Annotated in this window: 8 protein-coding genes; 5 read left to right on the forward strand and 3 right to left on the reverse strand. The window is 58.4% G+C overall.

What is annotated here, in order from left to right:
• The first annotated feature begins 114 nt into the window (after positions 1-114).
• From aceE to msrA, 5 genes are all read left to right on the forward strand, one after another.
• The gene (gene aceE, locus KW838_RS13335) at positions 115-2,760 is read left to right on the forward strand and encodes a pyruvate dehydrogenase (acetyl-transferring), homodimeric type (RefSeq protein ID WP_015093183.1); all 2,646 of its coding nucleotides are present in this window, start codon (positions 115-117) and stop codon (positions 2,758-2,760) included.
• An 11-nt stretch (positions 2,761-2,771) separates the two neighbouring features.
• A complete protein-coding gene (gene aceF, locus KW838_RS13340) occupies positions 2,772-4,745 on the forward strand; it encodes a dihydrolipoyllysine-residue acetyltransferase (RefSeq protein WP_218501298.1) in 1,974 nt (657 codons plus the stop codon).
• Between the two features lie 269 nt (positions 4,746-5,014).
• Positions 5,015-6,409 carry an alkaline phosphatase D family protein gene (locus KW838_RS13345; RefSeq protein ID WP_218501360.1) on the forward strand — a complete coding sequence of 465 codons (1,395 nt, stop codon included), beginning with the start codon at positions 5,015-5,017 and terminating at the stop codon, positions 6,407-6,409.
• Positions 6,410-6,637: 228 nt separating this feature from the next.
• Entirely contained in the window at positions 6,638-9,331 is a 2,694-nt protein-coding gene (locus KW838_RS13350) for a bifunctional diguanylate cyclase/phosphodiesterase (protein ID WP_102698620.1), read from the forward strand.
• Between the two features lie 183 nt (positions 9,332-9,514).
• Positions 9,515-10,165: a peptide-methionine (S)-S-oxide reductase MsrA gene (gene msrA / locus KW838_RS13355; RefSeq protein WP_007971822.1), complete on the forward strand. Its 651-nt coding sequence runs from the start codon at positions 9,515-9,517 to the stop codon at positions 10,163-10,165.
• 100 nt (positions 10,166-10,265) lie between these two features.
• On the opposite strand, the gene KW838_RS13360 is transcribed toward msrA, so the two are convergent.
• The 3 genes from KW838_RS13360 to KW838_RS13370 all read right to left on the reverse strand — a co-directional run bounded on the left by KW838_RS13360 (position 10,266) and on the right by KW838_RS13370 (position 13,886).
• A complete protein-coding gene (locus KW838_RS13360; RefSeq protein WP_007971823.1) occupies positions 10,266-11,102 on the reverse strand; it encodes a 23S rRNA (adenine(2030)-N(6))-methyltransferase RlmJ in 837 nt (278 codons plus the stop codon).
• 189 nt (positions 11,103-11,291) lie between these two features.
• Complete coding sequence (locus KW838_RS13365) at positions 11,292-11,621, reverse strand: hypothetical protein (RefSeq protein ID WP_218501299.1); 330 nt, start codon at positions 11,619-11,621, stop codon at positions 11,292-11,294.
• Between the two features lie 858 nt (positions 11,622-12,479).
• Positions 12,480-13,886, reverse strand: a complete 1,407-nt coding sequence (locus KW838_RS13370) for a PAAR domain-containing protein (protein ID WP_218501300.1) — start codon at positions 13,884-13,886, stop codon at positions 12,480-12,482.
• Between the last annotated feature and the right edge of the window lie 158 nt (positions 13,887-14,044).

A 14,044-nucleotide genomic window follows, 5' to 3' on the forward strand; every position in this document is an offset into this window, starting at 1 on the left:
TACACGCCGCCGGAACAACCTGTCGGCAATCCAAGAATTCATAACGTCTGCCCACAAGGCCAGTCGCTAACTCAGGCAACCGATTCTGGTAGCCTTTCCGCCCTGGAGCAAGCCATGCAAGACCTCGATCCCGTCGAAACCCAGGAATGGCTGGACGCCCTGGAATCGGTTCTCGACAAAGAAGGCGAAGACCGTGCTCACTATCTGATGACCCGTATGGGTGAACTGGCGACCCGCAGCGGTTCGCAGTTGCCTTACGCCATCACCACGCCTTACCGCAACACGATCCCCGTTACCCACGAAGCACGCATGCCTGGCGACCTGTTCATGGAACGCCGCATTCGCTCGCTGGTACGCTGGAACGCGATGGCCATGGTGATGCGTACGAACCTGAAAGATTCTGACCTCGGCGGTCACATCTCCAGCTTCGCTTCCAGTGCGACCCTGTATGACATCGGCTTCAACTACTTCTTCCAGGCCCCGACCGACGAACACGGCGGCGACCTGATCTACTTCCAGGGCCACACCTCGCCAGGCGTTTACGCCCGCGCATTCATGGAAGGCCGCATCACCGAAGACCAGATGAACAACTTCCGCCAGGAAGTCGACGGTCAGGGCCTGTCGTCCTACCCGCACCCTTGGCTGATGCCTGACTTCTGGCAGTTCCCGACCGTATCCATGGGTCTGGGCCCGATCCAGGCGATCTACCAGGCACGCTTCATGAAGTACCTGGAACACCGCGGCTTCATCCAGCCAGGCAAACAGAAAGTCTGGTGCTTCCTGGGCGACGGCGAGTGCGACGAACCGGAATCCCTGGGCGCGATCTCCCTGGCCGGCCGCGAGAAGCTGGACAACCTGATCTTCGTCATCAACTGCAACCTGCAGCGCCTCGACGGCCCGGTTCGCGGCAACGGCAAGATCATCCAGGAACTCGAAGGCGTGTTCCGCGGTGCTCAGTGGAACGTGACCAAAGTCATCTGGGGCCGTTTCTGGGACCCACTGCTGGCCAAGGACGTCGACGGCATCCTGCAACGCCGCATGGACGAAGTCATCGACGGCGAGTACCAGAACTACAAAGCCAAAGACGGCGCGTTCGTACGTGAACACTTCTTCAACACGCCGGAACTCAAGGCGATGGTTGAAGACCTGTCCGACGACGAGATCTGGAAGCTCAACCGTGGCGGCCACGACCCGTACAAGGTCTACGCGGCGTACCACGAAGCGGTCAACCACAAAGAACAACCGACCGTCATCCTGGCCAAGACCATCAAGGGTTATGGCACCGGTGCCGGTGAAGCGAAAAACACTGCGCACAACACCAAGAAAGTCGATGTCGACAGCCTGAAGTTGTTCCGCGATCGCTTCGACATCCCGGTCAAGGACGACGAGCTGGAAAACCTGCCGTTCTTCAAACCGGAAGAAGGCAGCGCCGAAGCCCGTTACCTGAGCGAGCGCCGTACCGCACTGGGCGGCTTCGTGCCACAGCGTCGCGCCAAGAGCTTCAACATCCCGACTCCGCCACTGGACACCCTCAAGGCGATCCTGGACGGTTCGGGCGACCGCGAAATCTCCACCACCATGGCCTTCGTGCGGATCCTCGCGCAACTGGTCAAGGACAAGGAAATCGGCCCGCGCATCGTGCCGATCATCCCGGACGAAGCCCGTACCTTCGGTATGGAAGGCATGTTCCGTCAGTTGGGCATCTACTCCTCCGTCGGCCAGCTCTACGAGCCAGTCGATAAAGACCAGGTGATGTTCTACAAGGAAGACCAGAAAGGCCAGATCCTCGAAGAAGGCATCAACGAAGCAGGCGCCATGAGCTCCTTCATCGCTGCCGGTACTTCGTACTCCAGCCACAACCAGCCGATGCTGCCGTTCTACATCTTCTACTCGATGTTCGGTTTCCAGCGTATCGGCGACCTGGCCTGGGCCGCTGGCGACAGCCGCACCCGTGGCTTCCTGATCGGCGGCACCGCCGGCCGTACCACCCTGAACGGTGAAGGCCTGCAACACGAAGACGGTCACAGCCACCTGCTGGCTGCCACCATCCCTAACTGCCGCACCTACGATCCAACCTACGGCTACGAGCTGGCGGTGATCATTCAGGACGGCATGAAGAAGATGACCGAAGAGCAACAGGACGTCTTCTACTACATCACCGTGATGAACGAGTCGTACCAACAGCCAGCCATGCCGGCCGGTGCCGAAGAAGGCATCAAGAAAGGCATGTACCTGCTCGAGGAAGACAACCGCGAAGCGGCGCACCACGTTCAGCTGATGGGCTCCGGCACCATCCTGCGTGAAGTCCGTGAAGCCGCGAAGATCCTGCGTGAAGAGTTCAACGTCGGCGCCGACGTGTGGAGCGTTACCAGCTTCAACGAACTGCGTCGCGACGGCCTGGCCGTTGAGCGCAGCAACCGTCTGCACCCTGGCCAGAAGCCTAAGCTGAGCTACGTCGAAGAGTGCCTGAACGGCCGTAAGGGTCCGGTCATCGCCTCTACCGACTACATGAAACTGTTCGCCGAGCAGATCCGTCAGTGGGTACCGTCCAAGGAATTCAAAGTCCTGGGCACCGACGGTTTCGGCCGCAGCGACAGCCGCAAGAAACTGCGTCATTTCTTCGAAGTCGACCGTCATTTCGTGGTGTTGGCAGCCCTGGAAGCACTGGCTGACCGTGGCGACATCGAACCCAAGGTTGTGGCCGAGGCCATCGCCAAGTTCGGTATCAACCCGGAAAAACGCAACCCACTGGACTGCTGAGGAGAGATTCTGTGAGCGAACTCATTCGCGTACCTGACATCGGCAGCGGTGAAGGTGAAGTAATTGAACTGTTTGTGAAGGTCGGCGACCGTATCGAAGCCGACCAGAGCATCCTGACGCTGGAATCGGACAAGGCGAGCATGGAAGTGCCTGCGCCGAAGGCCGGTATCATCAAGAGCCTGAAAGTGAAGCTGGGCGATCGCCTGAAAGAAGGCGACGAACTGCTGGAGCTGGAAGTCGAAGGTGCTGCTGCGCCAGCCCCTGCGGCTGCCGCTGCGCCGGCGGCCAAGGTTGAAGCCAAGCCGGCTGCTGCTCCTGCTGCTGCCGCTGCCGCTCCTGCTGCTGCTGCTGCGCCGGCTGCCGCCAGCGTTCAGCAAGTGCACGTGCCGGACATCGGTTCGTCGGGCAAGGCCCAGATCATCGAGATCCAGGTCAAGGTCGGCGACACCGTCGCAGCTGATCAGTCGCTGATCACCCTGGAATCCGACAAGGCGAGCATGGAAATCCCGTCGCCTGCCGCTGGCGTGGTCAAGGCCATCAGCGTCAAGCTCAACGACGAAGTCGGCACCGGCGACCTGATCCTGGATCTGGAAGTGGCAGGTGCTGCGGCACCGGCTGCCGCCCCGGCCCAGGCTGCCGCTCCAGCTGCTGCCGCTGCGCCTGCACCTGCAGCAGCTCCGGCTGCACCGGTTGCCGACAGCGTCCAGGACATCCACGTTCCGGACATCGGTTCGTCGGGCAAGGCCAAGATCATCGAAGTCCTGGTCAAGGCCGGCGACACTGTTGTGGCCGACCAGTCGCTGATCACCCTGGAATCCGATAAGGCCAGCATGGAAATTCCATCGCCAGCCGCTGGCGTGGTGGAAAGCGTTTCCATCAAGCTTGATGACGAAGTCGGCACCGGCGACCTGATCCTCAAGCTGAAAGTCAAAGGCGCTGCCCCGGCTGCTGCACCGGCACCTGCCGCTGCTGCTCCGAGCGCTGCTGCTTCGGCTCCAGCCGCTGCTGCTCCTGCCGCGGCCGCACCTGTTGCTGCCCCGGTTGCCGCTCCTGCCAAGCCGGGTGCAAAAGTTCACGCCGGCCCTGCCGTGCGTCAACTGGCCCGCGAATTCGGCGTCGAGCTGAGCGCCGTCGGCGCCAGCGGTCCGCACGGCCGAATCCTGAAAGAAGACGTGCAGGTTTACGTCAAGGCCATGATGCAGAAGGCCAAGAAAGCACCGGCCGCTGCTGCTGGCGCAACCGGTGGCGCGGGCATCCCGCCGATTCCGGTCGTGGACTTCAGCCGCTTCGGTGAAATCGAAGAAGTGCCGATGACCCGCCTGATGCAGGTCGGTGCTGCCAACCTGCACCGCAGCTGGCTGAACGTGCCGCACGTGACGCAATTCGATTCGGCGGATATCACCGAACTCGAAGCGTTCCGTGTTGCCCAGAAAGCCGTTGCAGAGAAGGCCGGCGTCAAGCTGACCGTCCTGCCGTTGCTGCTCAAGTCCTGCGCGCACCTGCTCAAGGAACTGCCGGACTTCAACAGCTCGCTGGCACCGAGCGGCAAGGCGATCATCCGCAAGAAATACGTGAACATCGGCTTCGCCGTCGACACCCCGGATGGCCTGCTGGTACCGGTCATCAAGAACGTCGACCAGAAGAGCCTGCTGCAACTGGCTGCCGAAGCCGCTTCCCTGGCCGAAAAAGCCCGGACCAAGAAGCTTTCGTCGGACGAGATGCAAGGCGCCTGCTTCACCATTTCCAGCCTCGGGCACATTGGCGGCACCGGCTTCACGCCGATCGTCAACGCGCCGGAAGTGGCGATCCTCGGTGTTTCCAAGGCCACCATCCAGCCAGTCTGGGACGGCAAAGCCTTCCAGCCGAAACTGATGCTGCCACTGTCGTTGTCCTACGATCACCGTGTGATCAACGGCGCCGCTGCTGCACGCTTCACCAAGCGTCTGAGCGACCTGCTGGGCGACATCCGCACCATGCTCCTGTAATACCGACCGGCCCTCCTTCACCGGAGGGCCGGTCGCGTTCCACGTTTCCGAGCGCCACGCTCGTACCTCAACCCCGCCAATTTGGCGGGGCTTTTTTTTGCCTGAAGTTCTTGTTTAAACACCTTCCTACATTTGTGGCTGCTATTGCCCACAACTTGAATCCATTTCTGCCAGGTATTTATTCAGGCCAAATAATTAGTCTTGGCTGAATACCCCATTACATTCGAACAACCAACTTCCTGATTAACTGGCAGCGAATGGACTCAAACATGATAAAACCAACTGTCGGCCCGATTATTGGCCACACAACAACTAATCACGCGCGTATTTTTGTACGCGGCGAAACGCAAAACAGTGCACCCGTATTTGCCGGCATTCGTTATCGGCAGTCCGGGCATGAACAATGGCTTAACAGTGTCTTTGCAAGGCTGACAAACCTGCAGGACATGTCCGATGTCATTGCTCTCAATAACCTGGCAGCCGATACCGAGTACGAATACCAGGCCGGCTGGTTCAGCACCCAGAGTACCGAGCACACCGCGGATTCGCTGCAGAAACTGCCGCTGCAATGGCCACAAGAGCTCTATCGTTTGCGCACCCGGTCCGGCGCGGCGGGTACGCCACGAGCCTATTTCGTCGGCTCATGTCGTTACCTGCGGATGACCGCTGGCATCCCGTCGGCACCACAACAGGGTGACCGGATATTTGCCTCGATGGCTCAACTGGCAACGCAAGCCAACCCACCAGTCAGCGCAATACTGATGACTGGCGACCAGATCTATGCCGACGACTTGAATTTTTTTGCGCCTGACCGCGAGTATCAGCAAATACTCGCAAAATACCGTGCGGCTTTCTCCCAGCCGCATATTTCCAGGTTAATGGCCAACGTATCGACTTACATGATCCTCGACGATCATGAAATTAAAGACAACTGGCCAAACAAGAAAAGTTCGGCCGATGAGGTGTTATACAAAAACGCCATCACTGCATATGAGTTATATCAAGCCAGCCACAGCCCGGCATTTGAATTACTTGACGATGGCCGGCTCGACCGGATTCCGAATCACTACTGGTATCAGTTCACCGATGGAGATATCGAATGGTTCATCACCGATAGTCGCACCCGGCGCAACTTGTCCGCCGATGATCGACGCATGCTTGATGTCGAACAGGAACATGCCTTGTGCCAATGGCTGATCAACAGCACCGCACGGGTCAAGCTGGTGGTTACCAGTGTGATGTTCTTTCCCGACGCCAAACAGGATGGGAATGACGCCTGGGCCGGTTTTCCCGGGCAACGATTGCGGTTGCTGGAGTTCATTCGTTCACACCGGCTGAAGAATGTCATTTTCGTTTCCGGTGACATCCACGCCTCCCTGACCAGTCGACTGACCCACAGCGAAGACCCTGACTTCGAAGTGCACACCATCGTGTCGTCGCCATTGTGCAACACCAAACTGCTGCCCTATGCCGGTCAATCCAGCTTTATCCTCGACCGGCCGCTGGCAGGGAACGCCGCTGGCGAATATCGGCAGGAATTGACCGGCAAAGTCATCAGCCAGGATAACTTCGCGCACCTGGTCATCGACGCAGAGCGCATTCAGGTGAATTACCACGATCGGGATGGCAAGTTACTGCAAACGACGCGCATTCATTTGCGTTGATGTCAAAAAATCACGGTCTTCGAGACGGCCTCCAAGCCCGTGATCTGATCAATAGCCATACTTTTTCCGGAAACTGCAGAAATCTTCGCGCCTGCCGACATATTCTTATAGCACTTAGCCTTCATCTCTCTTGTCAGTCGGTGTCGCAATGATGCAACCTTGCCGCAGGCAACAGTAAAGAGGGCGTGAGCCCGGCGCGTTCAGCATATTCGAAGCGAGTTTCCCTCCATGAAAAGCCAACCCGATGCCGCCAGCCGTATGGTGGCCGAGGTAGTGACGCAGTTGCCTGTGCCCTCGCGGCTCGGCATGCTGCGTTTCGAACGGCTTAATGAACCCAGCTGGGCGCTATTGTTTCTCGATCCCAATTGCGAACGCCAGTTCGGCCTGCCAGCCGTGGAGCTGTGCGCACTGGTGGGTTCGCCCTACGCCAGCCTGATGGAGCCGGAAGCGCGCTATCAACTTCATGATGCGGTCCAGCAACAGCTGTCTCAAAGCACGCATTACCTGATCCGCTACACCCTGCATACGGCCTCTGGCTCCCTGAATCTGCTGGAACTAGGGGAAGCCTACAAACAGCACAATCGTCACCTGTTGCGCGGCTACCTGTTGGTGATTGACGGCCTGTTCGAGGATGACCCGCTGCAGCCGGCCCTGGACCTGGAAACCCAGAACTCGCGCCTGCAAATCGCCCTGGAGCTCAATCAGCGCGCCCAGCAGGAGCAACTGCTGCATCTGGACCGGGTACGTGCCCAGCAGGATTTGATCCTGCTGCTTACCCGTCAGCGCTACAGCAGCAACAACTCCTTGCGCGAAGCCGCCGAGCTGATCACCCGCAGCGCCTGCGACATTTACCAAATCGACTGCGCCAGCCTGTGGAGCCTCGAAGGCTCGATGCTGGTACCGATTTCGGCCTATCACCGCACGAATCAGGAATACCTGCTGCCGCAGCCGATCGACGCCAGCGTGTTCCCCGACTACCTCGACGCCCTGCACACAGGCCGTGCCATCGACGCCCATAACGCCATGCGCGATCCGCGCACCCGGGAGATGGCCGAAAGCCTGCGTCCGCGCGACGTCAACGCAATGCTCGACGCCAGCATCCGTGTCGATGGCCAGGTGGTTGGCGTCTTGTGCCTGGAGCAAATCGGTGCAACCCGTGCCTGGCAGTCCGATGAAATCGCCTTCGCCGGCGAACTGGCCGACCAGTTTGCCCAAGTCATCAGCAACCACAACCGGCGAACCGCTACCAGCGCCCTGCACCTGTTTCAGCGTGCGGTCGAGCAAAGTGCCAACGCCTTTCTGCTGGTCAACTGCGACGGTGTGGTGGAGTACGTCAACCCGAGCTTCACCGCAATCACTCAGTACTCCACCGAAGAAGTGCACGGTCAGCGCCTGTCGGAACTGCCGGCCCTGGAGAACCTCAGCGAACTGCTGTTCGACGCGCCTTCGGCGCTGGCCAAGAGCAACAGTTGGCAGGGCGAATTCAAGAGCCGCCGGAAAAACCTCGAACCCTACTGGGGCCAGCTGTCGATTTCCAAGGTTTATGGCGACAACCGCGAGCTGACCCACTACATCGGCATCTATGAAGACATCACCCAGACCAAGCTCGCTCAGCAGCGTATCGAGCGCCTTGCCTACACCGACAACCTGACCAATCTCGGCAACCGCCCGGCGTTCATCCGCAACCTCGATGAACGCTTCGCCCGGGACAGCGACGCGCCGATCAGCCTGTTGCTGGTGGATATCGACAACTTCAAGCGGATCAACGACAGCCTCGGCCACCAGACTGGCGACAAATTGCTCATCAGCCTGGCCCGACGCCTGCGCAACAGCTTGATCCCGAGCGGCAGCCTGGCGCGATTCGCCAGTAACGAGTTCGCCGTGTTGCTGGACAACAGCGACCTCACGATGGGTCAGCAAGTGGCCAATCAGTTGCTGGCCACCCTCGACAAACCGATGTTCGTCGACAACCAGTTGATCAGCGTCACGGGTTCCGTGGGTCTGGCCTGCGCGCCGCTGCACGGGCGCGACCCGCAAACCCTGATGCGCAACGCCGGGCTGGCGCTGCACAAGGCCAAGGCCAATGGAAAACATCAGGTGCAGGTGTTCACTGAAGCGCTGAACGCCGAGGCCAGCTACAAGCTGTTCGTCGAAAACAACCTGCGCCGCGCCTTGACCCAGAACGAACTCGACGTGTTCTACCAGCCCAAGCTGTGCCTGCGCAGCGGTCGCTTGCTGGGCATGGAAGCATTACTGCGCTGGGATCATCCGGAAAAGGGCATGATCCGCCCGGATCAGTTCATCAGCGTCGCCGAAGAAACCGGCCTGATCATTCCGATCGGCAAATGGATCGCCCGTCAGGCCTGCCGCATGAGTAAAGCGCTGACTGCCGCCGGCCTGGGCAACCTGCAAGTGGCGATCAACCTGTCGCCCAAGCAATTCTCCGATCCGGACCTGGTGGCCTCCATCGCCACCATCCTCAAGGAAGAAGCCCTGCCCGCTCATTTGCTAGAGCTGGAGCTGACCGAAGGCCTGCTGCTGGAGGCCACCGAAGACACCCACTTGCAACTCGACCAGCTCAAGCGCCTTGGCCTGACCCTGGCCATGGACGACTTCGGCACCGGTTACTCGTCGCTCAGTTACTTGAAAAAATTCCCCATCGACATCATCAAGATCGATCGAAGCTTCATCCACGAAATCCCGGACAACCAGGACGACATGGAAATCACCTCCGCGGTGATCGCCATGGCCCACAACCTGAAACTCAAGGTCGTGGCTGAAGGCATCGAAACCGCCGAGCAGTTGTCGTTCCTGCGCCGTCACCGCTGCGACGTCGGCCAGGGCTACCTGTTCGACCGTCCGATCCCGGGCAATGAGCTGATCGAAAAGCTCAAACGCTACCCGCGTGGCCCAATCGCCTGACAGACACAAAACCTGTGGGAGCGAGCTTGCTCGCGATAGCGGTGGATCAGTCGACATTGATGCTGAAAGTTATGCCCTCATCGCGAGCAAGCTCGCTCCCACAAGGGTAGTGCGTATCTGGCCGGCATTGGGCACACTGACAGCCTGTTTATTTACAACTCAACCTGACTGAGAGGACTGATCATGGTTCTGCGCTCGGAAATTCTGGTGAACAAAAACGTGCTCCCTACTAAAGAACAAGCTCTACCCGGTCGCGAAACCGCAATGACCCTGCCTGAAAAGCACTTTGTGTTTAAAGACACCCCCTTGCTCGGCCCGTTCTTCGAAGACGTCGACTTCGCGATCTTCGGCCTCGGCTGCTTCTGGGGCGCGGAACGCCGCTTCTGGCAGCGCGACGGCGTGGTCAGCACTGTTGTGGGTTACGCCGGCGGCTTCACGCCGAACCCGACCTACGAAGAAGTCTGCTCGGGCCTGACCGGCCACGCCGAAGTGGTGCTGGTGGTGTATGACAAGGCCAAGGTCAGCTACCAGGAACTGCTGGCGATGTTCTGGGAACTGCACAACCCGACTCAGGGCATGCGTCAGGGCAACGACATCGGCACCCAGTACCGCTCAGTGATCTACGCCACTTCGCCGGAACAACTGGACGCCGCGCTCAAGAGCAAGGAAGCGTACCAGGCTGAACTGTCCAAGGCCGGCCTTGGTGAAATCAGCACCGAAATCGACCAGGCCCCGACCGTCTACTTTGCAGAGACGTATCACCAGCAGTACCTGGCCAAGAATCCGGAAGGCTATTGCGGGATCGGCGGTACGGGCGTGACCTGCCCGATCTGATCGCTAAAACAAAAAATCGCAGCCTTCGGCAGCTCCTACAGGCGTACGAATAACCCTGTAGGAGCTGCCGCAGGCTGCGATCTTTTGATCATGCCGCTTGTTACTCGGCAATCAACCAATCCATCCGCCACCCACCCTGGGTCTGTCCAAGCTTCTCGGACAACCATGGCAGCAGCTCACGCAACTCTTCCTCCAGCCCCCACGGCGGATTGGCAATCGCCAGCCCGGAGCCGTTCAGGCTGTTCGGCGTATCCAGTGGATGCACCAGCAACTCCACCCGCAACAACTTCGGCGCACCGGTACCGGCCAGGTCCTGGTAGAAACGACGCAGCGCGCGCTGATCCTTCACCGGGTACCAGATCGCCGCCACAGTCTGGCGCATCCGGCCAATCGCTTCCTTGAGCGACGCAGCACAACGCTGCATCTCGTCGAGCTTCTCGAACGGCGGATCGATCAACATCACCGCCCGCTTCTCCGGCACCGGCAGCAAGGCCCGCGACACATGCCAGCCTTCGCCCAGGTGCACCTTGACCCGACGATCACCGGCCATGTTGTCCTTGAGTAAAACGCCATCTTCCGGGTGCTTCTCGTTGAGCAACACGCGGTCCTGCGGGCGAGTCAAACGTCGCGCCAGCTCCGGCGACCCCGGGTAATAGCGCAACTGGCCATCCGGGTTCATCTCGTGCAGCACCTGCATGTAATCAGCGGTCAGGATCGGCAGATCCGGCTGATCCCACAAACGCGCAATGCCTTCCAGATACTCACCGGTACGGTTGGCCTGGTCACCCTGAAGGTCATACAGACCGATGCCGGCGTGAGTGTCGAGATAGGCAAACGGCTGCTCCTTGCGCGACATCAGGGCGATGAGGCGGGTCAAGGTCAGGTGTTTGAACACATCGGCGTGATTGCCGGCATGGAAGGCGTGACGATAATTCATGGTTGCTCCTGCGAAGGCCGGGAAGTTTACCTTTTACCGGCCGGCAAGTCAGGGGTTGGGGGCTGAGTGGCCCTCAACGTCAAAAGATCGCAGCCTTCGGCAGCTCCTACAGGGATCGCACAGATGGATCTGACACCTGTAGGAGCTGCCGAAGGCTGCGATCTTTTGATCTTGATCTTGTGACGATGCCTACGCCCCTGCTGAAGGCCCCGCCCGCAATCGCCGCCCAACCACATCCAGCACATCACAGCCATCGCACAATGGAATAGCGCAGAGCAAGGCGAAGTCGCTGAGGATGAAGGACTCACACTCGATCGAACCGCGCATGGACAGGTTCTCAAGCACTTGGGTGACTGCGCGGATTCTGTAGTTGGCAGCGTCGGTGAGGATGTCGAGTGGCGCGAGGGTGTCGACGAACAGGGTGGGCATGTCGTTGCAGTTGCTGGTCAATGCCATGAAGCGGTTATCGGGATGGGGGATTGGTTTTTCGTAGGGTGGGTCGGGATGCATGGATTTCATTTTTAACGCTCTAAGGAAGAAATGGATCTGCCATTAGCCTTCCTACGGGCTAGGGTGGCAGCTATGCACGGGGTAGGAATATCGAGACCCTTAGAGCAAAACTCGACCACACCGAAGCGTGCCCGCGCATAGCCGCCGCAACTGATCTTACGGCCGCATGCAATCGGCCGCAAACCAGGCATTGACGCCAACGTAGCTCTAACGGTCTTGAGAGGTTCCTACACCCCACCACTGAATAGTCAGTGACCGCCAAAGACTATCGACGGAACGCACATCGCACCACTTCATGAAAACCGCTAGGTTTTGAAGGAAACGTCCTAGGACCTTGCCCGGAAAGTTCGCAGCACCCCCTATCCACCAAATAGATTCAAGACTGTTGCGTTCAAGCTGGGCAAGCCGTTGAAGGATAGTGTTAATCCGTAAAGCGTCCTCCCAATCAGTATTGCGGGAAGCTGAGTGAAGAATGAGGCAGTTACGTGACTATCCCCGACATCACTATCAAGCCAAGTAGCACCATGCCGGTTAATACCCCTAGAAGGGTCCATTGCAGCACTACAAGCTTTCGCCTGAGGTCATGGGGGAAGCGGTCGAGATCTTCAGCAGTGACCATACCGCGCTTCAGAAAAAAGCGGGGAAACGTAACGACGCTAGATATTGAATAAACCAATCGCGTCTTACCTCTAAGCCCTTTATCAACACGCGCGGAGACAGTTATAAGTGGAGAACTGTTTTGGAAATACTCTGATAGTACATCACCCTTGGTGTAGCCCAAGTGCAGCGCAACTCCAAATACAACAAGTGCCCCACCGAAAATTATTAACCCTGACGCAAGGAATAGTGCGTCTGCAACGCTAATGCTCATTGAGTGGCCTCGAAAATCCGCTCACCCATTTTTTCACCAATAACACTTCCAATAGCGCTGGAAGAAAAAGAGCCTGCCCCGACCACAACAATACTGCAGACTAGTAATCCCAAGCCACCAGTTGGTACACCCAACCCAACACAAAGCCCGCCGACAGCTGAGGTTGATAGAGCAGCCCCTACAATTCCGCCACCTACGATCCCCCCGGTAAAACTCCCCGTTTCAGTAAATTTAACCCGCTCGCACGTTTCGGTATCTCCCGCAATACACACATCCTGAACCTTCAACGCAGACGCCCCTCCGTCGACAGCTGTGCCCAGCCATCCGCCGTATTTGACGTATTTAGAAGCCTTCGCCACACCTTCAAGATGGGTGGCATAACCCGGTACTTGCCCGGCAGGACTGGCACTGGTCCAGTGGTGGACAAGGCTTTGGCTAGAGATGCCCAACATTTTTTTCAGATTAATGTGGTGAGGAAACCCTATTCCCTTGCGGGTTAGCGTCGTCATATGGCTGTTAAGTTGTGCAAGCAAACGCTGTCGTTCTACAAAAAAGGCCGGCGAGCGCAGGTGCCCATCTCTTTGTAGCGTCGTCTGTTGCAACACTTCAATTTCCCTCAAGGCATTGCCGACGTTATCCAGGTTGTTCTTGAAAATGCTCGCGCCGACACCAATGGCGCCAGAACCGTAGCCCAAAATAGTCTGAATGGCATCACGGTGCTGCACCATGAAATCCGCCTCTTCCGGGCTGAGCGTTTCAAGCACCTGGTTGGTCCTGGCTGCCACGTCCATGAGCAAGGCTTCTTCACGGGTGCACTGGTAGTTGTTCGGGTCGCTCAGCACGATCATCGAGCCGGCTTTGACGTCGCCCAGATTGGGATTGAGCAGTTTGAATTTGCCCATCACCGCCGGGTCACGGAGAGTGAACAGATTGGCTTCAAGTTGTTCCCGGGTGGTGCTTTTGGGAACGACGTAAAAACCAGGCTCCTGGGCCGATGCATTGAACGGTATCGGTTTCGGATTGCTCCGCGCGGTCGCGAGTGATGATGGCGAGGCTGCCGGGTTGCTCGTGGCTAGGGCAGACGGTTGTCTGACGGCCCGTGCGGCGTGCGGTGCAGCGCTTCTGCTGGATCCATATGAGCCTGTGAAATCCGATGCGATCAGAGTCGCCTTGCAAGGGCAACCGCTGAAACTGTCCAGCGTGCCGGCCACCAATCGTCCATGACTCACCATGTAGGAAATACCGCCCTCAATCCTGTAGGTTTGGCCATCCACGCCGCAGGTGACCGGATCGCCTTCGCACGCATGGGGGAGGCCATACATCATGACGCGTGTATCGGCGTCCTTTACCTTGCCTCCGCACGTAGTCTTGTCACCCAAACGGATAAAATGCCCTTCAGCCATTGATTGATCTCCCTTTCTACTGACGCCCCAGTCATGGGAGGCGCACCACTGTTAACGATGGGTAAGCCGACTCTGGATGAGTGGCTTAACGCAAAGTACGTGGACAGAGAGGAAACTCAAGATGGCCGAAAAAATCAGGAAATGTCTCACGACCAATA

The sequence above is a fragment of the Pseudomonas sp. PDM27 genome (genome assembly GCF_019219205.1).
Classification (GTDB): domain Bacteria; phylum Pseudomonadota; class Gammaproteobacteria; order Pseudomonadales; family Pseudomonadaceae; genus Aquipseudomonas; species Aquipseudomonas laurylsulfatiphila.